Raw genomic sequence first — 23707 nt, forward strand, 5'->3', positions numbered from 1 at the left:
TACCAAGTGCTGCACTACACCCTGCGGCGGTGCGGGTGGACGCTCGTCCAGCTGGCCGTGCTCAGCCTCGTCGTCTTCCTGCTGACGGACCTGCTGCCGGGGGACGCCGCGACCGTCGACTTCAACGAGCAGGCCGGCCTCGACCAGGTCGCCCAGCTGCGGGAGCAGATGGGCCTGGACCGGCCGCTCGTCGAGCGGTTCGCCGACTGGGCGCACGGTCTGCTCACCGGTGACCTCGGCACGTCGCTGGTCGGCGGTGGTCCGGTGCGCGACGTGCTGTCGTCCTCGGTCCCGGTGACGGCCGCCCTGGCCGTGGTCACCCTCGTGCTGCTGGTGCCGCTGGCCGTCGCGGTCGGCCTGCTGACCGGTCTGCGGGCGGGCAGCCGCACCGACCGGACGGTCTCCGCGGTGACGCTGACGCTGACCTCCGTGCCGGACTTCGTCCTGGCGCTGCTGCTGGTCGGGGTCTTCGCGCTGCGCCTCGGCTGGCTGCCGTCGACCTGGGTGGGCGCGGACGACGTGTGGTGGCAGCGGCCGGAGCTGTTCGTGCTGCCGGTGGCGGTGCTGCTGGCGCGCACCGTGTGCGTACTGTCCCGGCAGATCCGGGCCGGTACGGTGACCGCCCTGCACGCCGGCTACACGGTGCAGGCCCGTCGGCTCGGCGTGCCGCCCGCCCGCCTGGTGCTGCGGCACGTCCTGCCGAACGCGGCGGTGCCCGGCGTTCAGGAACTGGCCCGCACCGGTGATCAGTTGCTGGGCGGCGTGCTCGTCGTCGAGGCCGTCTTCGCCGTGCCCGGCACCGCGACCGCGCTGGTGGAGGCCGTGCAGAACCGGGACGTGCCCACCGTGCAGGGGCTGACTTTGACGCTGGCCGCGGTCGCGTGCCTGCTCAACCTGGCGGCGGACCTCGTCAGCCACCGTCTGGCTCCCCGCACGGAGGTACTGCGATGAGCACCGTCCGACGTGTCCGGCGCAGGGCGACGGGGGCGCTGCTCCTGGTGCCGCCGGTCGCCGCCGCCGTCGTCGGCCCGCTCGTGACGGACGCCCGCATCCCCTCCGACGGCATGCCCTACGCCCTGGGTGACGGGCATCCGCTCGGCACGGACGCCTTGGGCCGGGACGTGCTGACGCTGGTGCTGCGCGGCGGGGCGAGCGCGCTGGGCGTGGCGTGCGCCGCGGTGGCGCTGGCCGTCGCCGTGGGCGGTGTGCTCGGTCTGGCCGCGGCGGTCTCCCGCAGCCGGTGGCTGGACGACCTGCTGATGCGGCCGGTGGAACTGCTGCTGCCGCTCCCCTCCCTGCTGGTGATCAGCGTGGTCGGGGTGGGCTGGCGCGGGCATCCGGTCGCGGTGGCACTGGCGGTGGCCGCCCTCAACGTCCCCGCCGTGGCCCGGCTGTTGCGCGCGGCGGCCCTGGACGCGGCCGGCGGGCCCGTCGCCGAGGCGATGCGGCTGCAGGGCGAGTCCTGGGCGCGCGTCCTGTTCGGACACGTCGGCCGGGCCGTCCTGCCGGTCGCCGCCGCCGACGCGGGCACGCGGGTGGGCACGGCGGTCTTCACGGTGGCGGCCGCGAACTTCCTCGGCCTCGGTCTGGACCCGACCTCGCCGGACTGGGGCGTGGTGATCGCCGCGAGCCGGGAGGCGCTGTTCGTGCAGCCGTGGGCGGTGCTGGCGCCGACGCTGCTGCTGGTGATGTTCACCGTGGGCGCCAATCTGCTGGCGGACGGCCTGCTGGCGGACGCGAACACGACCGGCGGGGGCGGGAAGAGGCCCGGCAGGCGCGCGAACCCGACCGGTGACGACGCGAGGGCCACCGGGAAGAGCACGGAGGAGGCGGTGGGGAAGAGGGCCGGGAAGAAGAAGGCCGGGGAAGGGGCCGGGGAAGGGGCCGGGGAGAAGGGCACCACGCGGCAGGGCACCGGGACGGAGGCGGCGACGTGGAACCGGTGATCGAGGTCGGCGGCCTGACCGCCCGCGCGGACGGCGCCCTGCTCCTGGACGGCGTGGACCTCACCGTCCGGGCCGGCGGGGTGACGGCCCTCGTGGGCCCGTCGGGCAGCGGCAAGACCACCCTCGCACTGGCCCTGCTGGGCGAGGCCGCCCCCGGCGTGCGGCTGCGCGGTTCGGTGCGGGTCGCCGGTGTCGACGTGGTGGGCGAGGAGGGACCGACGGGGGCCGCCCGGGACGTCCGTGGCCGCGTCGTCTCGTACATGCCCCAGCACCCGGCCCACGCGCTCAACCCCGCCCGGCGGATCGGTTCGGTCCTCACCGAACTCGCCCGCCTGCACCGGCCGGACGGCACGGACGACTCCGGCGGCACGGGCCGGGCGGGCGGCACGGGCGGCACGGGCGGCGGCCGGTCCGCCGCCGGCAGGGAGCACGCGGCCGGGGCGTTGCGCGCCGCCGGGCTGCCGGACGACCCCGGCTTCCGGCGCCGTTTCCCGCACCAGTTCTCCGGCGGCCAGCGGCAGCGCGTGGCGCTCGCCCAGGTGCTGGCGTGCGGCCCGAGCGTCCTCGTGCTCGACGAGCCCAGCACCGGTCTGGACACGGTGGCGCGGCTGCGGCTCGCGGACCGGCTGACCCGGCTGGCCGCGGACGGGTACGCGCTCCTGCTGCTCAGCCACGACCACGACCTGGTGCGCGCGGTGGCCGCCCGTACGGTGACCCTGGACCGCGGCCGGGTGACCGCCGCGGGACCCACGCCCGAAGTGCTCCCGGCCCCGGCGGCTCCGCCCCCGCCCGTGGCGGCGACCGCGCCCGTACGGCCGGCCGGGGCCGTGCTGGAGGCGCGGGGACTGACGGCGTGGCTGCACGCCGGACGCCGCGGTGAGGTCCTGCGCGACGTGGCGGTGCGGGTGCCGGAAGGGGGCTGCACGGCGGTGGTCGGCCCCTCGGGCAGCGGCAAGACCGTCCTGGCCCGCTGCCTCGCCGGGCTGCACGAACGCCACCGGGGACACCTCGCGTTCCGGGGCGAGCCGCTGCCCGTGCTGCGCCGCCGCACCGCCCGGCAGATCCGGGGTGTCCAGTACGTCTGGCAGGAGGTGCGGGGCTCCTTCGACGAGCGGCGCACCGTCCTGGAACAGGTCGCCCGGACCGCCGTACGCCTGCGCGGGCTCACGCCACGGGAGGCCGAGCGGCAGGCCCGGGCGGTGTGGGAGCGGCTCGGGCTGTCGGCCGAGCACACGGCGCGGCACGCCGCCGCACTGTCCGGCGGCGAACTGCAACGGGCTGCGCTGTCACGGGCGTTGCTCGCCGATCCCGACGTACTGATCTGCGACGAGATCACGACGGCGCTCGACTCCGTCAGCACGGAGCTGGTGACCGCCGAGATCACCCGCCTGCGCGAGGAGAGCGACACGGCCGTGCTGTGGATCGGCCACGACCTGGCGCTCGTCGAGCGGCTCGCCGACGACCTCGTCGTCCTCGACTCCGGCGGCGTCGTGGACAGCGGCGACAGCCGTACGGTCCTCGGCGCCCCGCGCTCCGAGACCACCCGCCTGCTGCTGCGGTCGCGGCACCTGGGCACCGCCGGCCCGGCCGCCTTGGAACCCGTCCCACCCGGCGTCCAGCGAAAGGAACACCTCCAGCCATGACCACGACCACCTCCACCCCGTCCGACTGGCAGCAGTGGCAGACGAGTTGGGACCGCCAGCAGGAGTGGTACATGCCGGACCGGGAGGAACGCTTCCGGGTCATGACCGACGCGGTGGAGGCCGTGGCGGGCCGCACCCCGCTCGTGCTCGACCTGGCCTGCGGCACCGCCAGCATCTCCGACCGGGTGCTGCGGGCGCTCCCCGGCGCCCGCACCGTCTGCGTAGACATCGACCCGGCCCTGCTGACCATCGCCCGCGGGCACTTCGCCGGGGACGAGCGGGTCACCTTCGCCGAGGCCGACCTCACCGACCCGGACTGGACCGCGCGGCTGCCCCACGCGTCGTTCGACGCCGTGGTGACCGCCACCGCCCTGCACTGGCTGGACACCGAACCGCTGCGCCGCCTCTACGGCACCCTGGCCGGTCTGCTGCGCGAGGGCGGCGTGTTCCTCAACGCCGACCACATGGAGGACGAGTCGGCGCCCCGTCTCAACGCCGCCATGAACGCCCTACTCACGGCGCGCCAGGAGGGACAGCGGCGTGAGGGCGCCCTCGACTGGTCCGACTGGTGGACCCTGGTCGCCGACGACCCGGCCCTCGCCGAACCGGCGGCCCGCCGCTTCGCGCTCCTGGGCGACCCGCGCGAGCCCCGGCCCGCCGGCGCGCGGCCCGGCCGCCCCACCACCACCCGGTGGCACCTCGACGCCCTGCGCGAACAGGGCTTCACCGAGGCACGCCAGGTCTGGTGCTCGGCGAGCGACGCACTGGTGGCGGCGCTGCGCTGAGCCCGTCGGCACGGAGGAGGCGCCGGGACACTCCCTGGCCGCGGCCGGACGGCACCCCGTAGGGTGGAGGACGCAGCTGGTTCGTCCCGTCAGCCGGACGGGACGTCGCAAGAGGGAACCCGGTGGGAATCCGGGACTGCCCCGCAGCGGTGAGCGGGAACGACCGCCGTCATACGCACTGGGTCCGACACACGGGGCCCGGGAAGCGACGGCCAGTAGGTGTCCTCCTCGGTGCACGACCCGTACGAGTCGGTACGGGTCGAGCCCTCCGACGAGAGCGTGCCCGCGAGTCCGAAGACCTGCCAACTGCCCGCGCGCGGAACGGTCCGTGCGCGGACATCCCGGTGACCTCGTGGGCGGGTCGGCGTACACATCGGACGGACGGCCGTGCGCCGTCGCCGTCCGGTCTGTCCCCTTCGCGCTTCTCGTCCCGTCGCCGGGATCTCAGGGATTCGTCTCGCGAAGGAGATCTCCGTGACAAGCAAGTCCGCGGCCGCGGCGGCCGGGGCCACCGTGTACGGCTACCCCCGCCAGGGACCGAACCGGGAACTGAAGAGGGCGATCGAGGGCTACTGGAAGGGCCGCGTCGACGCCGGCGCCCTCCGCGCCACCGCTCGCGAACTGCGCCGTGCGAACTGGGCGCAGCTCGCCGAGGCGGGCATCGACGAGGTCCCCACCGGCGACTTCTCGCTCTACGACCACGTCCTGGACACCACCGTTATGGTCGGTGCGATTCCCGCCCGGCACCGGGCGGCCTTCGACGCCGACGTGCTGGCCGGCTACTTCGCGATGGCGCGCGGGACGCAGGAGGTGGCGCCGCTGGAGATGACGAAGTGGTTCGACACCAACTACCACTACCTGGTGCCCGAGCTGGGCCCGGACACCGCCTTCTCCGCCGACTCCGCCCAGCAGGTCGCCGAGCTGGCGGAGGCCCTCTCCCACGGCCACACTCCCCGCCCGGTCCTGGTCGGGCCCGTCACCTACCTCCTGCTCGCCAAGCCCGCCCCCGGGGTGGACGCCGGGTTCGACCCGCTCACCCTCCTGGACCGGCTGCTCCCGGTGTACGCGGAGGTGCTCGCGGACCTGCGCGCGGCCGGCGCCGGATGGGTGCAGCTCGACGAGCCCGCCCTCGTCCAGGACCGCACCCCGGCCGAACTGAATGCGGCCGGGCGCGCCTACCGGGACCTCGGTGCCCTCACCGACCGGCCGAAGCTGCTCGTCGCCTCCTACTTCGACGAGCTGGGCGAGGCCCTGCCGGTCCTCGCCAAGGCGCCCGTGGAGGGGCTGGCCCTGGACTTCACCGAGGCCGCCGCCGCCAACCTGGACGCGCTCGCCGCCGTCGGCGGCCTGCCCGGCAAGCGGCTGGTCGCGGGCGTCGTCAACGGCCGCAACATCTGGGTCAACGACCTCGGCACGTCGCTCTCCACGCTCGGCACCCTGCTCGGCCTGGCCGACCGGGTCGACGTGTCCGCCTCCTGCTCGCTGCTGCACGTGCCCCTGGACGCGTCCGCCGAACGGGACGTCGACCCGCAGATCCTGCGCTGGCTCGCCTTCGCGCAGCAGAAAACCTCCGAGACGGTCACGCTCGCCAAGGGCCTCGCCCGGGGCACCGGGGCCATCGCCGCGGAACTCGCCGCCAACCGGGCCGCCCTCGCCTCGCGGGCGAACTCCCCCATCACGCGCGACCCGGCCGTCCGCGCCCGCGCCGCCGCCGTCACCGACTCCGACGCCCGCCGCTCCCAGCCCTACGGCGAACGGACCGCGGCCCAGCGCTCCCGGCTCGGCCTCCCCCTCCTGCCGACCACCACCATCGGCTCGTTCCCGCAGACCGGCGACCTGCGCACGGCCCGGGCCGACCTGCGCGCGGGCCGGATCGGCGCCGCCGGCTACGAGGACCGCATCCGGGCGGAGATCCAGGAGGTGGTCTCGTTCCAGGAGAAGACCGGGATCGACGTCCTCGTGCACGGCGAGCCCGAACGCAACGACATGGTCCAGTACTTCGCCGAACGGCTCACCGGCTACCTCGCCACCCGGCACGGCTGGGTCCAGTCCTACGGCACCCGCTACGTCCGCCCGCCGATCCTGGCCGGCGACATCTCCCGCCCCGAGCCGATGACGGTCCGCTGGACGACGTACGCCCAGTCGCTCACGGAGCGGCCGGTCAAGGGGATGCTGACCGGCCCGGTCACCATGCTCGCCTGGTCCTTCGTCCGCGACGACCAGCCCCGGGCCGACACCGCCCGCCAGGTGGCCCTCGCCCTGCGCGACGAGGTGGCCGACCTGGAGACCGCCGGCACGGGCGTCATCCAGGTCGACGAGCCGGCGCTCCGCGAGACGCTGCCCCTGCGTGCCGCCGGACGGGCCGGATACCTGGCGTGGGCCACGGAGGCCTTCCGTCTGACCACCGCCGGCGTCCGCCCGGACACCCAGATCCACACCCACATGTGCTACGCGGAGTTCGGCGACATCGTGCGGGCCATCGACGACCTCGACGCCGACGTCATCAGCCTGGAGGCGGCCCGCTCGCACATGCAGGTCGCCCGGGAACTGGCCGCCCACGGCTACCCGCGCGAGGCCGGGCCCGGCGTCTACGACATCCACTCGCCGCGGGTGCCGGACGCCGGTGAGGTGGCGGCCCTCCTGCGCGAGGGGCTGAAGGCCATCCCCGCCGAACGGCTGTGGGTCAACCCCGACTGCGGCCTGAAGACCCGCGCCTGGCCCGAGACCCGGGCCTCGCTGGAGCACCTGGTGACGGCCGCCCGCACGGTCCGTGCGGAGTTGTCCGGTTCCTGAGCCGCAGGGTCGCCGGGGCAGGGCACACGAGCGTGCCCTGCCCCGGCGTACGGCGAGGTGCCGGGCCGGCGGGAGGCGACGGCGGGCCGCTACGGCAGGCGCCAGTCCACCGGTGCGGCGCCCTGCTGGGCGAGGAAGTCGTTGGCGCGGCTGAAGGGGCGCGAGCCGAAGAAGCCCCGGTCCGCCGAACGCGGGGAGGGGTGGGCCGACTCGATCACCGGGAAGCGGTCGAGGTGGGGGCGCAGGTTGCGGGCGTCCCGGCCCCACAGGATGGAGACCAGGGGCGTACCGCGCTCGGCGAGCGCGCGGATCGCCCGCTCGGTGACCTCTTCCCAGCCCTTGTCGCGGTGCGAGCCGGGGCTGTTGGGCCGCGTCGTCAGCGCTCTGTTCAGCAGCAGCACGCCCTGCCGCGTCCACGGGGTGAGGTCGCCGTTGGACGGGCGGGCCAGGCCGAGGTCGCTCTGCAGCTCCTGGAAGATGTTGATCAGGCTGCCGGGCAGCCGGCGCACCTCGGGGGCGACGGCGAAGCTCAGGCCGATCGCCATCCCGGGTGTGGGGTAGGGGTCCTGCCCCACGATGAGGACGCGCACGTCGTCGAACGGCTGCTGGAAGGCGCGCAGGACGTTCGGTCCCTCGGGCAGGTAGGTCCGGCCGGCCGCGAGTTCGGACCGCAGGAAGCCGCCCATGGAGGCGACGCGTTCCGCCACCGGTTCCAGGGCCTTCGCCCAGCCGGGCTCGACGAGTTCATGGAGAGGTCGTGGTGCCACGGGCAGCCACTCTACTGGCGTATCGCGGGAGCGGGTGACACGAACGGACCGCACCGTCGCGTTCCCGGGGGCCGTCTGAGAGAGTGTCGCGCTACCAGACGGCGACGAGAGAGGCACGTCGAGTCCAGTGAGCCATCCACTTCGCCGGCCCGGCACCTCCGCACACGCGGTGAAGCTGCCGTGAGCGCCGGGTTCCTTGCCGTGGACTCCGGCGGCTCCGGGCTGCGCGTGGTCGTCGGCACCGCCGGTGACGGCGGGAGCGGCCCGCTCGGCCGGCGGGCGTCGGGTGAGCCCGTTCGCACGGGGGCCCGCGGCATCGATCCCGGTCATCTCCTGGCGCAACTGCTCCCCATGGCCGCGGCGTTGACCGGCGAGACGGGTGTGACCCGGCTCGACACCGTCGTCGTCGGAGCCGCCGGGATGGCCACCCTCGGCGACGCACTGCGAGCCGAACTGCCGGGCGCGCTCGCCCGGGAGCTGGGCACGCGGCGGGTCGCGCTGGCCGCCGACGCCGTGACCGCCTACGTCGGCGCCCTGGGCCCGCGTTCCGGAGCGGTGGTGGCCGCGGGCACCGGTCTGATCGCGACCGGCACCGACCTGATCCGCTGGCGCCGGGCGGACGGCTGGGGCCATCTGCTGGGCGACTGCGGCAGCGGCGCGTGGATCGGTCGGGCCGGTCTCGAGGCGGCGCTGCGGGCCCACGACGGGCGGGAGGGCGGCTCGGCCCCGCTGCTCGCCCTGGCCGAGGAGCGGTTCGGGCCGGCGTCGGGGCTCCCGGGGCGGGTGTATCCGCGCTCGGACCGCCCCGCCGTGCTCGCCTCCTTCGCGCCCGACGTGGCCGCCTGCGCCGCCGGCGATCCCGTGGCCGCCGGGGTGCTGCGGACCGCCGCCCGGCACATCGCCGACTCGGCCGCCGCGGTCTGCCCCCGCGACGGCGAGCCCCGCGTCGCGGTCACCGGGGGCCTGCTGAAGCTGGGCGGCCCCCTCGTCGTACCGCTGGAGGAGGAGCTGGCGGAGCGGCTGCCGCGGGCGCGGCGGGTGGCCGCGGAGGGCGACCCGCTGGATGGCGCGGTCCGGATCGCGATCGGCCTGGCGACCGGATCACTCGCCCTTCCGGAGGACGACAGGATGCTGTGGGTGACGTCCACGCCGGGCGGCCGGTGACCAGCCCGTGATCGGCCGGTTGTCGGCGGTGGTCGGCCGGTAACCGATCCGCCGGGGAGGTGAATCGTGCCGATGTCGGCCGTTCCGTACGTCACTCATCAGACAAAACCGGACGGATAACGCTCAGCCGCACCCTCCCCGAACAGGGAAACCCCGGAAACCAGTAACATGCGGCGCCATGAGCTCCCCCACTGGGCCCGCGTCCGGCCTGCCCGTACGAATGCCGCGCCCCCGCCAGCCCGGACGGCACCGCCGTCCCGAACCCCTGGTGGCTCCCGAGGGCGCGCCGGCGCTCGTCCTCGCGGTGCCGGGGGCGCCCACCAACGCCACCCGGAGCCTCGCCGACGAGGTCATCAGCATCGCCCGTTCCGAGCTGCCCGGCCTCGACGCCCGGATCGGCCACCTCGACGGGGACGACGACGAGTTCCCCTCGCTGTCGGCCGTGCTCGTGCGGGCCGCCGAGGAGCGCACCGCCCGCTTCGAGCAGGCGCGCGCCGCCGGTCTGGACGTGAAGGAGCCCGACGGCCCCGTCGCCGTCGTCGTGCCGCTGCTCGCCGGTCCCGACAACGCGCTGCTGCGCCGGATCCGGCAGTCCGTCATGGACAGCAAGATCGCGGCCGAGCTGACCGACGTGCTCGGACCGCACCCGCTGCTGGCCGAGGCGCTGCACGTGCGGCTCTCCGAGGCCGGGCTGGCCCGCGCCGACCGCGCCCGCCTGTTCACCGTGGCGACCGCCGCGGACGGCATCATCCTGGCCTCCGTGGGCGGTGACGAGGCGGTGCAGGCGGCCGGGATCACCGGCATGCTGCTCGCCGCCCGCCTCGCCGTGCCGGTGATCGCGGCGGCGCTGGACGAGGAGGGCTCGATCGCGTCCGTGGCCGAGCAGCTGCGGGGCTCGGGCTCCCAGCAGCTGGCACTCGCTCCGTATCTGATCGGGCCGGAGATCGAGGCGTCGGTGCTGGAGGAGGCGGCCAAGGAGGCGGGCTGCTCCACCGCCGAGCCGCTCGGCCCGTATCCGGCGATCGGCAAGCTGGCGCTGGCCAAGTACACGACGGCGCTCGGCATCTCGCCGCAGCAGGCGCAGGGGACGCAGGGGGCGTCGGTGCGGTGACCCTGGCGGGGCCCGAGGGTCCCGGGGTTCCGTTGGTTGAGGGGCGCCGTGGGTTACCGGGGCGCCCTGCGTCGGGGTGGGCCGGGGGTGGGGTGCGTTGCCCGGCGTTGCGGGGTGCCGCTGCGCCCACCCGTGCCGCCCCAGCGGCACGACTGCCCGCAGCGGGGGGGCCGCGGTTCGGTTACCTGGTGAAGGTGACGCAGGAGGCTGCCGGTACGGCCAGGGAGCCGGTGGGGCGGGGGATGCCGGTGGTGGGGTCGAGGGTGAACCAGGTCACGTCGCCGGAGCGCTCGTTGGCCGCGTAGAGGAAGCCCCGCGACTCGGTGATGTCGCGGGGCCAGTGTCCGCCGCACGGCACCGTCGCGGTCAGCCGCAGTCCGTCCGGCTCGACGGCGAACACGGACAGGACGTCCTCGCCGCGGGTCGCGGTCCACACGAAGCGGCCGTCGGGCGAGACCACGATGCCGGACGGGTGGGCGTCGCCCGCCGGGGCCGCCGGGAGCACCGGTACCTCGGTGAGCGGCCGCAGGGCGCCGTCGGCGGCGTCCCAGTGGCAGACGGTGACGGTGGGCGCGAGTTCGTTGACGACGTAGGCGCGGGTGCCGTCCGGGTGGAAGGCCAGGTGCCGCGGGCCCGAACCGGGGCGCAGCGCGGTCTCCCGGTGTACGGCAGGGACACCGTTCACCAGGGTGCAGACCCGCACCGAGTCGGTGCCGAGGTCCACGCTGACGGCCCACCGTCCGCTCGGATCACTCTGCACCTGATGGGCGTGCGGGCCCTGCTGCCGCTGGGCGTGCGGGCCGGAGCCGGTGTGCCGGAGGACGCCGGACGCGGACCGCGCGAGGGTGCCGTCGGCGCGGACCGGCACGGCGGAGACGGTGCCGGAGCCGTAGTTGGCGGTCAGCAGGTGGCCGTCGTACAGGCCGAGGTGGGTCGGTCCGTCGCCGCCGACGGGGACGGGGCGGCCGAGGGGCTCGGGCTTGTCCCCGCCCACCCCGTAGGCGGCCACGGCGCCCTCGGTGGTCTCGCTGACGGCGTAGAGGGTGTCGCCGTCGGGCGACAGGGCCAGGTAGGACGGGTCGGACAGGCGGTCGGTGCCGCTCACGACCGTGAGGGCGCCGCTGTGCGGGTCGACGTCCGCCGTCAGGATCCCGGGGCCGCCCGCCGCCGTGAACGACCCGATGAATGCCCGCCGCTGCCGCCTGCCGCCGTCCGCCACCGCTGGTTGCCCCTCTCGTCCCGCGTCTCGCCCGTCTCGCCCCGCGTCGTTCCGCGCCGTCCCTGGCATCGCCGGGTGCCGGCCCGGTGGACCGCCCGGAGCGACGGTAGCAGTCGATCACTCGGGGGCTGGGCCGAGCGAGTGGCCCGGGAGCAGCGGGAGCAATCCGGCTCAGGCGCCGACCGGACGCGAGCCGGAGGGCGTGCGCAGGGGCGCGGCGAGCTCGGCCAGCGCGTGTTCCAACCCGTGCAGGTGGGCGAGCGCCGGTTCGGCGGCCCGCGGGCCGGCCGCGCGGGCGGGGACGGCGCCGCCGCCGGTGAGCGCCTCCACCGCGCTCTCCACCCGCCAGCAGGCCGCGGTCAGCCGCGCGTCGTGCGACGCCTCCGGGTCGGCGGCGACGGCGACCAGGCCCCGGATCTCCCGGGCGCAGTCGTCGAGCAGGCCCAGCACCCGGCGGGCCCGCCGCCTGCGGCCGTACATCGGGTTCAGGGGATGCACGAGCGGCGCGACCGACAGCCGTACCCGGACCAGGAGTTGCTCCAGCTCAGCCACCCGCGGGCCCGGATCGGCGCCCTCGGTCCCGGCGAGGCGCGCGGCGGCCTCGGAGGTGCAGGCGTGCACGCAGCGCAGCGCGCGCTGGATCCAGGCGTCGGTGACGGCGTGCGTGGTGACGGGCAGGACGACGAGCACGGCGAGTGCGGCGCCGAGCGCCCCGACGCCGGTCTCGGCGAGCCGCAGGGCGAGCAGGCCGGGGCTGAGCACGTCCAGGAGGCCGTAGAGCAGCTCGGCGAGCAGGGTGACGCAGAGCATCATCCAGGTGTACGAGACGGCCGCGGTGTAGAAGATGCCGAAGACGCACGCGGCGGCGACGACCGCGGTGGGAACGGCGGCCCCGGCCAGCGGGACGGCGACGAGGAGGCCCAGGCCGATGCCGACGACCGTACCGAGGACCCGGCGGAATCCGCGGACCAGGGTCTCGCCCCGTGAGGCGGTGTTGACGAACACCCACCAGGCGGCGCCGACGGCCCAGTACCAGCGTTCGCCGGACACCAGCTGGCCCACGACCAGGGCGAAGCCGGCCCCCGCGGTGGCCTGGACGGCCTGGCGGGTGGTGATCCGGGCGAGCCCGCTGCCCGCGGGCGGTGCGGGAACGGCGGGGGCGGGCCGGCGGCGCTCGTAGCACCACAGGCCGAAGCGCACCGCGGCGGCGGCGGCCACCGACAGCAGGACCGCGGCGTACATCTCGGGGAGCCGCTCGGGGGTCGCGCGCAGGAACTGGGCGATGAAGAAGGTCATGAAGGCGAACACGCCGAGGCTGTGCCCCCGCGGGCCCCAGCGGCGCGCGTACACGCCCGCACCGACGACGGCGAGGAAGCCGAGGTCACGGGCGACGGGGTGGCCGTGCAGCGCGGCGGCGGCGGTGAGCACGGGGAGCCCGGCGACCGGCAGCAGCGCGGTGGTGACGGCCTGGCCGCGCACGGTGGCGTCGGTGACGGTGAACAGCGCGAGCAGGGCCGCGAGCCCGCCGGTGATCGCGCCCACCAGGGAAGTCCCGGCCAGCCCGCAGACCACGACGGCCAGCCCGATGCCGAGGACGGCCCGCGCGGCGAACCTCAGGCGCGACCGTCCAGGATCCGGGCTCACGAACACCTTCTTCAGCACTGACTACCGCCCCCTCGTTCACGCATGGCACTGAATTTCGCCGCGTCTCACCGACCGGCACGAGAAAGGCGCCGCGGGGTCCGCAGCGCCATCGACTCGCCTATGGGAGCATCTTCGCCGCCAGTGGCTCAACAGGGCGCTGTGACTGTGGGCCATTGGTACAGTTTTCACCGCCCTCACGTGGCCGGTGAAGGGCCAATGGCCGACGAAGGGAGCCGGGGCGCCATGGCGGTCGACGAGCTCGACACCCGCATCCTGCGGCTGCTCCTTGAGCAGCCGCGCACCAGCGTGCGCGAGTACGCCCGTCTCCTCGGGGTCGCCCGCGGCACGCTCCAGGCCCGGCTGGACCGGCTGGAGCGGGAGGGCGTGATCACCGGCACGGCTCCCTCCCTCTCCCCCGCCGCGCTGGGCCACCCGGTACTGGCCTTCGTGCACATCGAGGTCACGCAGGGGCACCTGGACGAGGTGGGCGAGGCGCTGGCCGGCGTGCCGGAGATCGTGGAGGCCTTCTCCATCACCGGCGGAGGCGACCTGCTCACCCGGGTCGTGGCCCGGGACAACGCGCACCTTGAGGACGTCGTCCAGAAGCTGATCAGTCTGCCGGGCGTGGTCCGCACCCGCAGCGAGGTGGTCCTGCGGGAGCGGGTGCCGAACCGGCTGCTCCCCCTCGTGGAGTCGATCGGGCGTTCGGTCCGCAGGTGATCCTTGGCATGCTGGACGCCATGAGCACGCTCGGCGGCATCTCGGTCATCTTCGATCTCGACGGAACGCTCGTGGACAGCGAGCCCCACTACTACGAGGCAGGTCGGCTCACCCTCGCCGAGTACGGCGTCCCCGACTTCAGCTGGGCCGACCACGAGGCGTACGTGGGCATCAGCACCCAGGAGACGGTCACCGACTGGAAGCGGCGGTACGCCCTGAGGGCGCCGGTGGAGGAACTGCTCGCGGTCAAGAACCGGCACTATCTGGAGCTGGCCCGCACCTCGGCCCGCGCGTACCCCCGGATGCAGGAGTTCGTCGAGCGGCTGGCGGGCGAGGGCGTTCCGCTGGCGGTGGCGTCGGGGTCGTCGGCCGAGGCCATCTCGACGATCCTCGAACGCACCGGCCTGGCGGCGCAGTTGCGCACGGTCGTCTCGGCCGACGAGGTCGAGCGGGGCAAGCCCGCTCCCGACGTCTTCCTGGAGGCCGCCCGCCGGCTCGGGGCGGACCCGGCCGACTGCGTGGTGCTGGAGGACGCCGCTCCGGGGGCCGCCGCCGCGCACGCCGCGGGGATGCGGTGCATCGCGATCCCGTACGTGGCGGCGCAGGCCGACGCCCCGGAGTTCACCACCGCGGAGCTGCTGGTGCGAGGCGGACAGGAGGAGTTCACCGCGCGGGCGGCGTACGACTGGCTGGCGCGGACGGCCCGGGCCGACTGAAGGGCGGGGGAAGGTCGACTGATCAGTGGAGCCGGGCCGACTGAATGATGAGGCCGGGCCGACCGACCCGGGGGGGGCCGACCGAGCCGGGGCGGGCCGACCGACCGCCGTACCGGACGAATTTTTACCGAACGAGGTGATCAGAGCGCCGTCCGCGTCCGTACCCCCTGGTGTCCGAGCATGTCATCGCCCCAGGAGGCACGATGCGCATCACGCGCACCACGGCAGGGACCGCCTTCGTGGCCGGTGCCCTGGTCCTCACCCTCACCGCGCTCGCCTACCCGACCATGCTCGGGATGCAGAACTCGGGCAGTGACCAGGCCCGGGTCGTCACGAACACGCGGTACGGGCCGCTCACCGAGCAGGACCGGGACTTCGTGGTGAAGGTGCGTGCCGCGGGCCTGTGGGAGCACCCGCTGGGGCTGATGGCCATCGAGCGGGGAACGACACCGGAGATGAAGGAGGCCGGTGAGCACCTGGTCGTCGGCCACTCCCGGCTGGACGCGACCTGCCGCAAGATCGCGCCCGAGCTGGGCATCACCCTGCCCAACCTGGCCTCGCCCCAGCAGCAGCAGTTCGTGTCGACCGTGAACGGGACCACGGGCAAGCAGTTCGACACCACGGCGGTCAACATCATGCGGATCACGCACGGCCAGATCTTCCCGGCCATCGCCAACATCCGCGCCAACACCAAGAACTCCCTGGTGCGGCAGCTGGCCGACCAGGCCAACGACACCGTCCTCGACCACATCACCGTGCTGGAGAAGACCGGGCTGGTCAATTTCGACCAGGTCAACTTCCAGCAGACGGCTCCGCCGAACCTGCCCCAGGTGCAGCTCACGCCCCCGGCTCCGCAGCCGGGCGAGCCGGTGCTCTCGCTGACCGCGCCGCCCGGGCTGGACGTCAACACCTCGACGCCGACACCGACTCCGGCCGCCGACTGACGCGCGAGGGCACGGGGCCGCGGGGCGGCAGGGTGACGCGGGGCGGCAGGGGTGCGGGCACGGGGCCGCGGCGGACCGCGGTCCGGCGCCGGGCCGCGGGATCAGTGCCGGCGGGACCTGCCGCCGCGCCCGCCGCCGCCCCTGCCCTTGCCGCCGCCCCCTCCGCTTCCGCCCCTGCGGTTGCCGCCTGTGCCCGACCGCGCGCCCCCGGTCTGCTTCCCGGGCGCCGGTTTGCGCCTGGCCCCGGCCCCCTCGGTGCGCCCGCCCTTGGAACGCGGCGGTTCCGGCTGCCGGCCCCGGGTGCTGTTGACGGTGCGCCCCCGGACGATGCCGATCAGGTCCTCGACACGGTCCGTGTGCGCGTCCTCCCGCCAGGACAGTGCCACGCCGGACTGCGGGGCGTCCGTGACCGTCCGGTGGGTGAGGTCCTTGCGGTGGTTCAGCCGGGCGAGCGACAGCGGGACGAGCAGGACGCCGATGCCGGCCGCCACCAGTTCGACGGCGTCCGCGGTGGTGGCCGGACGCTCCGACGCGGGGCGGCCCGGGAGGCGCTCGGTCCAGCCGAGGACGTCGTCCAGGGGATGCAGGACGATCTCGTCGGCCAGGTCCTCGACACTCACCTCGTCGGCCGCGGTGACGAGGTGGTCCTTGGGGACCACGACGACCGTCGTCTCGGTGTAGAGCGGGATGGCGCTCAGAACGGTGCGGTCGACGGGCAGTCGCACCAGCCCGGCGTCGGCGTCGCCGCCCAGCAGAGTCTCACCCGCCCGGGCGGCGGGGACCTGGGTCGGGGAGAGCGGGACGTCCGGCAGCCGCTCGTTCCAGATGCGCACCCATTTGTCGGGCGTCACCCCCGGGACGTACGCGAGCCGGAACGGAGGGTGGTCCTGCGAGCCTGTCACCCGGCCAGGTTACCGGGCGTGGTCGGGACCGCTCACCCGCTCGATACCCTTGCTCCATGACGTCGCACCAGAACACCCAGTCCATGAAGCCCGCGACCGCGGCGAAGAAGCTGGGTGTGTACCTCGAGGCCACACCCGCCGAGTTCCGGGAGGGCGTCGTCACACGCGCCGAGCTGAACGCGCTCCAGACCGACCCGCCCGCGTGGCTGCGCGATCTGCGGCGCGACGGCCCGCACCCGCGCCCGGTCGTGGCGGCCAGGCTCGGCGTCTCCATCGCCGGGCTGCACCGGGGCGGGGTCGCCGAGCCGCTCACCACGGAGCAGATCGACGCGCTCAGGCAGGAGCGCCCCGAGTGGCTGGAGCGGGAGCAGGCCGTGCAGGCCGACGTCCGCAAGGAGGCGGCCCGGGTGCAGCAGCTGCACACCGAACGCGCGGAGCGGGCCACCCGCGCGGAGCGCGACTGACCCAGGGGGCGTCCGGGCGGTCACTCCTGCGCCTTCTGCTCCCTCGCGGTCCACGCGTACTGCAGCCAGTCCGACACCACGACCGCGCTGAGCCCCGCGGCGAGCAGCCGTCCGGCCCGGGGGGCGACGGCGTAGGTGCCGACCAGGCCGCCGGCCACCCAGGCGGAGGTGCAGAAGGGGCAGGAGACCAGATCGCCGACGGCGCGGCGCAGGCCCGTGCCGCGCGGGGCGTCCATCACCTCGCTGCCCTCGCCCTCGCCCTCGCGGCGGGTGAACGGCGCCCGCAGGAAGCTGGTGACCTTGTCCTTGGTCAGCAGCCGGGAGGCCTTGAACGTCGCCACGCCCAGCAGGGCGACGTCCCAGGGCGGCACGGTGTCGGGCAGACGCAGCCCGCGCCGCAGCGCCGTGGCCGCGAACACGCCGGCTCCGGTCGCGAAGGTCGCCGCGAGCGCCGCGTATCCGCCGAGCGGGTTGTCCTCCCCGCCGCCGTAGCGCTGATCGACGTCCGTCATGGCTTGCCTCCTCGGATGGCCCTCGCTGGGGACCGGGCCCGGGTGCCCTGTTCGCGCCGTCCGCAACGCGCCGGGGGCGCCGCTCGGCCGGGCGGTTCGCCGAAGAGCTCGGCGCCGCCTCCCCGCGCCACCTCCCCGCGCCACCTCCCTGCGCCGCCTTCTGCACCGCTTCCGGCCGTGCCCGGGTGCTCCTCCCCTCCGGCCCTCCGGTGGGAGAACGGGCGCCGTCCCCGGGTCGCGGCGCGGTCCTCAGCGCCGGCCGTGCGCAGTGCGGACGGCGTCGGTCACGCGGGTCAGGGCGTCGTCCGTGAACAGCGCGCGTCCGGCGGCGATCCGCTCCCGGCGCCGCGGGCCCGGCGCGGTGAGCCCTCGCAACGCGTCGAGCAGCGCGGACTCGTCCTCGGCGAGGTCCGACAGGCCCAGCTCGGCCATCCGCCGGACACCGTCCGCGCCGTGGCCGGGGATGGGACGGTGCCCCACGACGGGCAGCCCGGCCGCGAGCGCCTGTACAGCGGTCTGGCCTGCGGCGTTGTCGACCAGGGCGTGTGCGGCCTGCAGCAGTCCCGGCATGTCCCTCACCCAGCCCAGCGCGAGGACGCCCCGGGCGCGGGCCAGCGTGCGGCGCAGCCGCCGGTTGCCCCCGCAGAGCACGACGGGCAGGAAACCGTGTCCGGCGAGGAGCCGGACGGTGGCTGCCAGACGGGAGCCAACCCCCCAGGCCCCGGCGGACAGCACGACCGCCGGCCGTCCGGGACCGAGCCGGTCGAAGAGCTCCCGCCACCGGGCCGCTCCGGGGGCGTCGGTGAGGAACTGCGGGGGCACGACCGGGCCGCAGGTCCCCGCGGGCGTGCCGGTGCCCTCGCGCACCGCGCGCGCGGCGTCCTCGGTGAGGCACAGGCAGTGGTCGTTGCCGGGGTGGAGCCACTGCCGGTGGACCTCGAAGTCGATCACGAGGACGACGCCGGGCACCGGGAGCAGGCCGCGGGCCCGCAGATGCCCGGTCAGTTGAGCGCCGAGGTGGAACACGGGCACGACGACGTCGGCGTCCGTGCGCCGGACCAGTTCGAGCAGCCGCCCGCCGGCCAGCCGGGCCAGGGGCGTGCCGCCGGGCCTGCGCCCGGGGCCCGGGCGCAGGAAGAGGCGGTACAGGGCCGCGTAGGCCCAGGGGAAGTGGCGCACGGACCCCCGGTAGAAGCGCCGCAGGGCACCGCCGAGGCCGTACGGCAGCAGTTCCAGGATGTCGACGATCAGGGCGTCGCCGCCCCGATCCCGGGCCCGGCGGGCCAGTTCGGCGGCGACCGCGTCGTGGCCCGCGCCCATGCTCGCGCTGACCACCAGCAGACGTCCGACGTCTCCGGGGACCTGCCGGGGAGCCACCCGGCGGGGAGCGGACGGGGCGGCTTCCGGACCGGCTGACGAGCTGCGGGAACGCACGGCGGTTCAGGTTGCCCGCCCGAAGGTCCTCAAACCATCACATAAGGGTGCGTTTCGGGCGCTCCGCCCGGGATACTCCGTGACCGCCCGTCCGGCCGGACGCCGGAGCCCGACCGCGCGGTCGGCCGCTCCCGGTGCCCGCCCCGAGCCAAGGTGGTCTCCATGGCCCATGCGTTCTCCCGCCCCCGGTCCGCTGCCGGGCCGCAGGTCGTCGCTCCCGACGCGGACCGTGCGAGGTCCCGCCGGCCGCCCGGCGGGGCCCGGGACACACGGACCCGCACGGCGCTGGTGACGGGGGCGTCCTCCGGCATCGGCGCGGCCGTGGCCCGCCGCCTGGAGGAGGAGGGAGGCTGGCGGCTGGTGCTGACCGGACGCGACCCGGTGCGGCTGCGCGAGGTCGCCCAGGACACGCGGGCCACGGCGTTCGCCGCGGACCTCACCCTGCCCGGTGCCGACCGGCAGCTCACCGATTTCACGCTGGCCACGACCGGCCGGGTCGACCTCCTGGTGGCCGGGGCCGGGGTCGGCTGGGCCGGGGAGTTCCTGGACATGCCGCCGCGCGCGGTCGACGAGGTGCTCGACGTCAACGTGCTGGCGACGTTGCGGCTGGTGCGATCGGTGCTGCCGGGGATGGTGCGGGCGGGTTCGGGACGGGTGGTCCTCATCGGCTCGCTGGCGGGCAGCGTCGCGGTGCGCGACGAGGCCGTCTACTCCGCCGCCAAGGCCGCCGTCGGCACCTTCGCGGACGCGCTGCGCTACGAACTGCGGGGCACCGGCGTGGGGGTCACCCATGTGGTGCCGGGAGTCGTCGACACCCCGTTCTTCGAGCGCCGCGGTGCTCCCTACAAACGGTCCAGGCCGCGCCCGGTGCCTCCCGAGCGGGTGGCCGAGGCGGTACGGGTCGCGGTGGCGCGGGGCCGCGACGAGGTGTACGTGCCCTCGTGGCTGCGCCTTCCGTGCCGGGTGCGGGGCGCGGCTCCCGGGCTGTACCGGCGGCTGGCCGCGCGGTTCGGATGACCGGGAGCGCGCGGGGGTGAGCGTCCTCACCGTTGTCCTGGCCCTGTTCGCGGCGCTGTCCAACGCGGCGGCGTCGGTGCTGCAGCGCAGGGCCGCCGCGCAGGACGAGGACCGTGCGGGCGCCCGCCACACGGCACTGCATTCCCTGCTGCGGCTGACGCGGGACCGGTACTGGGTGGGCGGCGCGGCACTGCTGGCGCTGACGACGGCGCTGCAGGCAGCGGCCCTCGCGGTGGGCAGTCTCGCCGTCGTCCAGCCGCTGATGGCCACGGAGCTGCTGTTCACCCTGATGGTCGGCAGCCTCGTCTTCCACCATTCGCCCGATCGCCGGACCTGGCTGTCCTTCGCGGCCCTGGCGGTGGGGCTCGCGCTGTTCCTGGGGTCCGCGACCCCCGCCCCCGGCCGCGGCACGGCCGAGGAGGGACGGTGGATCTGGGCCGGACTGGGTCTGCTCGTCCTGGTGACGGCCCTCGCCGCCGTCGGCAGCCTCCTGCGGGGCGCCCCGCGGGCCGCGCTGTTCGGCTCGGCGTCCGCGGTGGGGTTCGGCGGTACGGCCGCGCTGCTGAAGGAGGTCACCGGGCGGCTGCCGCAGGGGGTGGGCGCGGTACTGGCCCAGTGGCCGCCGTACGCCACCGCGGTGGTCGGGGTGGCCAGCTTCCTGCTGCTGCAGAGCGCGCTGCGGGCGGGCACGCTCGCGGCCTCGCAGCCCGCACTGACCCTCGGCGACGCGCTGACCAGCGTAGCCCTGGGCTGGGGCCTGTTCGGCGAGGAGATCGCCCTCGGCGTGCGGGTGCTGCCCGAGCTGGTCGGGGTGGCGCTGATCGGCCTCGGCAGTGTCGGGCTGGCCCGCGCGCCGTCGGTCCACGGCGCGTGGGACACGGCTCCGGCGGCGCGGGACGGGCCCGGGCGGCGGGCCGGGAAACGGCGACGGGGCGAACGGGACGAGTCGTGAGAGGCGCCGGCGGGGCGCCGGGCGGACCGACGGGAGATACACGGATGCGTCAGGGATCCCGGGCCGGACGGGCGGTGTACGCCGCCGCACCGGTCGTCGTCGCCGCGCTGGCCCACATCGGTCCGGCGGCGACCTGGCTGCCGGAGCTGCGCCGCCGCCGGTTCCCGGGGCTGGCGGGCCAGGGCGACGCCGGGCACGTCGCCCTCACCTTCGACGACGGCCCCGACCCGGTGTCCACGCCGCGTGTACTCGACGCACTGGACGGGCTCGGGGTGCGGGCGACGTTCTTCTTCCTGGGCGAGAACGTGGCCCGGTGGCCGGCGGTCGCGGGGGACGCGGTCCGCAGGGGGCACGAGCTCGCCGTCCACGGCTGGTCCCACGGCCGCCCCTGGCTGCCGTCGCCGGGCCGGGACGTACGCGAGGTGCTGCGCGCCGCCCACGTCGTGGGCGAGGTCGCCGGGCAGGCCCCGCGCTGGTACCGCCCGCCCTACGGCATCCTCACCGCCGGCCGCTGGGCGGCCGCCCGCCGGGCCGGACTGCGCCCGGTGCTGTGGACGGCGTGGGGCAGGGACTGGCGCGAGGACGCCACGCCCGCCTCGGTCCGGGCGACCGTCGCGGCCTCTCTGCGCGGCGGCGGCACGATTCTGCTGCACGACACCGACCACACCTCCGCCCCGGGCAGCTGGCGGGCCACGCTCGGCGCCCTGCCCGGCATCGTGCGCGACTGCCACGAGGCGGGACTCGATGTCGGCCCGCTGGGCAGGCACGGGATGACGGACCCGGGCACGGGCACGGGCGCCGACGCGTCGGGCGGTGGGGGTGCGGGTGCCTCCAGGGGTGCGGCGGGCACGAGGAGGTCCGGCGGGGCGGACACGGCGGGCGGGCGGCACGGGCCGGGCGGGTGCGGTGACGAACGGGGACGGCGAGCGGTACGCGACGGGGCAGACCCGCCGTGATCCGGCACGCGGCGGGCGGAGCCGGACGGAGCCGGTCCGGTGCCCCCCGGCGGCCCCGGCGGCCCGGCCGTTTCCAGGACCGGCGCGCGGAGAGCCGTAGCGTCATGAACGACAGCGAGGGTCAGCGCACCATGTCACCGGATCTGTCGTCTCCTCCCTGGGCGTTGCGCGAGTACGCCGTGCTCGCCGACGGCGAGCGGGGCGCGGTCCTGGACCCCCGGGGCCGGATCGTGTGGCTGTGCGCCCCGCGGTGGCACGACGACGCCGTGTTCTCCGCGCTCGTCGGCGGCGCCGGGCACTTCGCCGTGGAACCGGCGGATCCCTGGCACGTCTGGGGCGGTTCCTACGAGGAGGGCACGCTGATCCGGGTCAGCCGGTGGGTGACCGCCGACTGCGTGGTCGAGTGCCGGGAGGCCCTGGCCCTGCCGGCCCGCCCGGACCGGCTCGTGCTGCTGCGCCGGATGCGCGTGGTGCGGGGGGAGGCGCGGCTCCGTCTCGACCTGGACCCCCGGCCCGGTTTCGGCAGCGGCCGGATGCACGCGCCGCGGCTGGAGGACGGAGTCTGGACGGCCGGGACGCAGGAGCTGCGACTGCGGCTGGCCGGGGCGCCGGAGGCGGTCTGGCACGCGGAGGCGGGATTGCGCGGCGGCTTCGTACTGCGGGAGGGCGATGCGCACGACCTGGTGCTGGAACTGGCCCGGCAGCGGCAGACGGACCCGCTGGACGCGGACGCGCTGTGGGCGGCCACGGAGCGGGAGTGGCGGCAGGCGGTCCCGGACTGCTCCCGGCTGGCCGCGCCGCGCGACGCCCGGCACGCGTACGCGGTGCTGCGCGGCCTGACCAGCAGTTCCGGCGGAATGGTGGCCGCGGCCACCACCTCCCTGCCGGAGCGGGCCAACAGCGGGCGCAACTATGACTACCGCTACGCCTGGCTGCGCGACCAGTGCTACGCCGGTCTCGCGGTCGCCGCGCACGGGCCTCACCCTCTGGTCGACGACGCCGTGCGTTTCGTCGCGGAGCGCATCCTCGCGGACGGCGACGGGGTACGGCCCGCGTACACCGTCGACGGACGACCGGTCGGCCGGGAGCGTTCCCTGCGGCTGCCGGGCTATCCCGGCGGCATCGACCATGTCGGCAACGACGCGGGGGCCCAGTTCCAGCTGGACACCTTCGGCGAGGCGCTGCAGTTGTTCGCCGCGGCCGCCGCGCACGACCGGCTGACCGGGGAGGCGGAACGCGCCGCCGGGCTCTGCGTGGACGTCGTGGAGCGGCAGTGGCTGAAACCGGAGGCCGGTCTGTGGGAGCTGGAGAACCGGTGGTGGACGCACTCGCGGCTGAGCGTGGTGTGCGGTCTGCGGCGGATGGCCGAGGTGTTGCCGGGGGCGTCCGGCCGCCGGTGCGCCGGGCTCGGCGACGCGGTACTGCGCGAGACCCGGCGCCGCTGCCTGGACGCCGACGGGCGCTGGCGGCGGGCCGCCGACGACGACGGCCCGGAGGCGGCGCTGCTGGTGCCGATGGCCCGGGGCTGCGGGTTCGGCGACGACGAGGGTGCCGCCACCCGCGCGTACATCGAGTCCAGGCTGGCGGAGGACGGGTACCTGTACCGCTTCGAACACCCGGGGCGGCGGCTTGGTGAGGCCGAGGGCGCGTTCCTGCTCTGCGGGTTCACCATGGCCCTGGCGACGCACCGGGTCGGTGCGTTCCGCTGGTTCGAACGCACCCGGGCCGCCTACGGCCCGCCCGGACTGTTCGCCGAGGAGTACGACGTGCGCCAGCGGCAGCTGCGCGGCAACCTCCCCCAGGCCTTCGTGCACGCCCTGAATGCTGGAGTGCGCGGTCCGCCTGGCCGGCGAGTCGGCCCTGCCGTGACCCCGGCCTGACGGGAGGGCGATGCCGGACAGGTGTGGTCGGTGCCGTCCGGCACCCGCCCCGACAGTCCGCCCCGACAGCCCGCCCGGACGGCGGGCCGTCGGCGGACCGCGGGTGCGGCCGGTCGCGATGGCGGCGCCTTCCCGCGA

The 23707-nt window shown here is 75.6% G+C and carries 20 protein-coding genes, 1 pseudogene and 1 riboswitch; of the genes and pseudogenes, 15 read left to right on the forward strand and 6 right to left on the reverse strand.

From position 1 onward, the window contains the following. Positions 1 to 6 precede the first annotated feature (6 nt). The 5 genes from IG94_RS0102090 to metE all read left to right on the forward strand — a co-directional run bounded on the left by IG94_RS0102090 (position 7) and on the right by metE (position 7167). Positions 7 to 951: an ABC transporter permease gene (locus IG94_RS0102090; RefSeq protein WP_031029999.1), complete on the forward strand. Its 945-nt coding sequence runs from the start codon at positions 7 to 9 to the stop codon at positions 949 to 951. Continuing rightward, positions 948 to 1946 (forward strand): ABC transporter permease subunit, encoded by a 999-nt coding sequence (locus tag IG94_RS0102095; protein WP_224326227.1) that lies wholly within the window; start codon positions 948 to 950, stop codon positions 1944 to 1946. The genes IG94_RS0102090 and IG94_RS0102095 overlap by 4 nt, the downstream gene beginning before the upstream one ends. Then, positions 1934 to 3589 (forward strand): ABC transporter ATP-binding protein, encoded by a 1656-nt coding sequence (locus IG94_RS0102100; RefSeq protein WP_031030006.1) that lies wholly within the window; start codon positions 1934 to 1936, stop codon positions 3587 to 3589. The genes IG94_RS0102095 and IG94_RS0102100 overlap by 13 nt, the downstream gene beginning before the upstream one ends. Next, on the forward strand, positions 3586 to 4374 hold the full coding sequence (locus IG94_RS0102105; RefSeq protein WP_031030009.1) for a class I SAM-dependent methyltransferase: 789 nt from the start codon (positions 3586 to 3588) through the stop codon (positions 4372 to 4374). Before IG94_RS0102100 ends, IG94_RS0102105 begins: the two co-directional genes overlap by 4 nt. Positions 4375 to 4447: 73 nt before the next feature. After that, a riboswitch (cobalamin riboswitch) is annotated at positions 4448 to 4683 on the forward strand. A 165-nt stretch (positions 4684 to 4848) separates the two neighbouring features. Continuing rightward, positions 4849 to 7167 carry a 5-methyltetrahydropteroyltriglutamate--homocysteine S-methyltransferase gene (gene metE, locus IG94_RS0102110; protein ID WP_031030011.1) on the forward strand — a complete coding sequence of 773 codons (2319 nt, stop codon included), beginning with the start codon at positions 4849 to 4851 and terminating at the stop codon, positions 7165 to 7167. Between the two features lie 89 nt (positions 7168 to 7256). Here metE and IG94_RS0102115 read toward each other — a convergent pair whose 3' ends face one another. After that, entirely contained in the window at positions 7257 to 7934 is a 678-nt protein-coding gene (locus tag IG94_RS0102115) for a uracil-DNA glycosylase (protein ID WP_078535708.1), read from the reverse strand. Positions 7935 to 8114: 180 nt separating this feature from the next. Between IG94_RS0102115 and IG94_RS0102120 the strand changes: the two genes are divergently transcribed. Both IG94_RS0102120 and IG94_RS0102125 read left to right on the forward strand, forming a co-directional pair. Continuing rightward, a complete protein-coding gene (locus IG94_RS0102120; protein ID WP_031030016.1) occupies positions 8115 to 9098 on the forward strand; it encodes an N-acetylglucosamine kinase in 984 nt (327 codons plus the stop codon). Between the two features lie 178 nt (positions 9099 to 9276). Beyond that, a complete protein-coding gene (locus IG94_RS0102125; protein WP_031030019.1) occupies positions 9277 to 10209 on the forward strand; it encodes a sirohydrochlorin chelatase in 933 nt (310 codons plus the stop codon). A gap of 181 nt (positions 10210 to 10390) precedes the next feature. Here the strand turns inward: IG94_RS0102125 and IG94_RS0102130 are convergent, their stop codons facing one another. Further along, positions 10391 to 11428 (reverse strand): lactonase family protein, encoded by a 1038-nt coding sequence (locus tag IG94_RS0102130; protein ID WP_031030021.1) that lies wholly within the window; start codon positions 11426 to 11428, stop codon positions 10391 to 10393. Positions 11429 to 11599: 171 nt separating this feature from the next. Then, entirely contained in the window at positions 11600 to 13090 is a 1491-nt protein-coding gene (locus IG94_RS0102135) for an FUSC family protein (protein ID WP_031030025.1), read from the reverse strand. Positions 13091 to 13315: 225 nt separating this feature from the next. Here IG94_RS0102135 and IG94_RS0102140 point away from each other — a divergent pair, with 225 nt between their 5' ends. The 3 genes from IG94_RS0102140 to IG94_RS0102150 all read left to right on the forward strand — a co-directional run bounded on the left by IG94_RS0102140 (position 13316) and on the right by IG94_RS0102150 (position 15452). Then, complete coding sequence (locus IG94_RS0102140) at positions 13316 to 13792, forward strand: Lrp/AsnC family transcriptional regulator (protein ID WP_031030030.1); 477 nt, start codon at positions 13316 to 13318, stop codon at positions 13790 to 13792. A 20-nt stretch (positions 13793 to 13812) separates the two neighbouring features. Beyond that, positions 13813 to 14508, forward strand: a complete 696-nt coding sequence (locus IG94_RS0102145) for an HAD family hydrolase (protein ID WP_031030036.1) — start codon at positions 13813 to 13815, stop codon at positions 14506 to 14508. Between the two features lie 203 nt (positions 14509 to 14711). Then, a complete protein-coding gene (locus IG94_RS0102150) occupies positions 14712 to 15452 on the forward strand; it encodes a DUF4142 domain-containing protein (protein ID WP_031030039.1) in 741 nt (246 codons plus the stop codon). A 101-nt stretch (positions 15453 to 15553) separates the two neighbouring features. Here IG94_RS0102150 and IG94_RS0102155 read toward each other — a convergent pair whose 3' ends face one another. Continuing rightward, complete coding sequence (locus tag IG94_RS0102155; RefSeq protein WP_031030042.1) at positions 15554 to 16354, reverse strand: LysR substrate-binding domain-containing protein; 801 nt, start codon at positions 16352 to 16354, stop codon at positions 15554 to 15556. A gap of 56 nt (positions 16355 to 16410) precedes the next feature. On the opposite strand from IG94_RS0102155, the gene IG94_RS0102160 reads away from it, so the two are divergent. Beyond that, complete coding sequence (locus IG94_RS0102160) at positions 16411 to 16818, forward strand: DUF5997 family protein (RefSeq protein ID WP_031030045.1); 408 nt, start codon at positions 16411 to 16413, stop codon at positions 16816 to 16818. Positions 16819 to 16838: 20 nt separating this feature from the next. On the opposite strand, the gene IG94_RS0102165 is transcribed toward IG94_RS0102160, so the two are convergent. Together IG94_RS0102165 and IG94_RS0102170 are read right to left on the reverse strand one after the other, a co-directional pair. Next, positions 16839 to 17330, reverse strand: a complete 492-nt coding sequence (locus IG94_RS0102165) for a DUF1360 domain-containing protein (protein ID WP_031030048.1) — start codon at positions 17328 to 17330, stop codon at positions 16839 to 16841. A 249-nt stretch (positions 17331 to 17579) separates the two neighbouring features. Continuing rightward, positions 17580 to 18650 carry an MGDG synthase family glycosyltransferase gene (locus IG94_RS0102170; RefSeq protein ID WP_052410540.1) on the reverse strand — a complete coding sequence of 357 codons (1071 nt, stop codon included), beginning with the start codon at positions 18648 to 18650 and terminating at the stop codon, positions 17580 to 17582. Positions 18651 to 18926: 276 nt separating this feature from the next. Here IG94_RS0102170 and IG94_RS0102175 point away from each other — a divergent pair, with 276 nt between their 5' ends. The 4 genes and pseudogenes from IG94_RS0102175 to IG94_RS38400 all read left to right on the forward strand — a co-directional run bounded on the left by IG94_RS0102175 (position 18927) and on the right by IG94_RS38400 (position 23558). Continuing rightward, complete coding sequence (locus IG94_RS0102175) at positions 18927 to 19781, forward strand: SDR family NAD(P)-dependent oxidoreductase (RefSeq protein ID WP_031030056.1); 855 nt, start codon at positions 18927 to 18929, stop codon at positions 19779 to 19781. Positions 19782 to 19797: 16 nt separating this feature from the next. After that, complete coding sequence (locus IG94_RS0102180) at positions 19798 to 20733, forward strand: DMT family transporter (RefSeq protein ID WP_031030059.1); 936 nt, start codon at positions 19798 to 19800, stop codon at positions 20731 to 20733. A 44-nt stretch (positions 20734 to 20777) separates the two neighbouring features. Continuing rightward, the gene (locus IG94_RS0102185; RefSeq protein WP_078892138.1) at positions 20778 to 21689 is read left to right on the forward strand and encodes a polysaccharide deacetylase family protein; all 912 of its coding nucleotides are present in this window, start codon (positions 20778 to 20780) and stop codon (positions 21687 to 21689) included. A 104-nt stretch (positions 21690 to 21793) separates the two neighbouring features. Next, a pseudogene (locus IG94_RS38400) lies at positions 21794 to 23558 on the forward strand (glycoside hydrolase family 15 protein). Positions 23559 to 23707: the final 149 nt, after the last annotated feature.

This window comes from Streptomyces olivaceus (genome assembly GCF_000721235.1).
Classification (GTDB): domain Bacteria; phylum Actinomycetota; class Actinomycetes; order Streptomycetales; family Streptomycetaceae; genus Streptomyces; species Streptomyces olivaceus.

Bases quoted from the DNA above. Each gene is read 5' to 3' on its own strand.
- IG94_RS0102095 (WP_224326227.1), top strand. From the start codon at position 948: ATGAGCACCGTCCGACGTGTCCGGCGCAGGGCGACGGGGGCGCTGCTC.
- IG94_RS0102105 (WP_031030009.1), top strand. From the start codon at position 3,586: ATGACCACGACCACCTCCACCCCGTCCGACTGGCAGCAGTGGCAGACG.
- IG94_RS0102125 (WP_031030019.1), top strand. From the start codon at position 9,277: ATGAGCTCCCCCACTGGGCCCGCGTCCGGCCTGCCCGTACGAATGCCG.
- IG94_RS0102140 (WP_031030030.1), top strand. From the start codon at position 13,316: ATGGCGGTCGACGAGCTCGACACCCGCATCCTGCGGCTGCTCCTTGAG.
- IG94_RS0102145 (WP_031030036.1), top strand. From the start codon at position 13,813: ATGAGCACGCTCGGCGGCATCTCGGTCATCTTCGATCTCGACGGAACG.
- IG94_RS0102150 (WP_031030039.1), top strand. From the start codon at position 14,712: ATGCGCATCACGCGCACCACGGCAGGGACCGCCTTCGTGGCCGGTGCC.
- IG94_RS0102160 (WP_031030045.1), top strand. From the start codon at position 16,411: ATGACGTCGCACCAGAACACCCAGTCCATGAAGCCCGCGACCGCGGCG.
- IG94_RS0102165 (WP_031030048.1), bottom strand. From the start codon at position 17,330: ATGACGGACGTCGATCAGCGCTACGGCGGCGGGGAGGACAACCCGCTC.
- IG94_RS0102170 (WP_052410540.1), bottom strand. From the start codon at position 18,650: ATGGGCGCGGGCCACGACGCGGTCGCCGCCGAACTGGCCCGCCGGGCC.
- IG94_RS0102175 (WP_031030056.1), top strand. From the start codon at position 18,927: ATGGCCCATGCGTTCTCCCGCCCCCGGTCCGCTGCCGGGCCGCAGGTC.
- IG94_RS0102185 (WP_078892138.1), top strand. From the start codon at position 20,778: ATGCGTCAGGGATCCCGGGCCGGACGGGCGGTGTACGCCGCCGCACCG.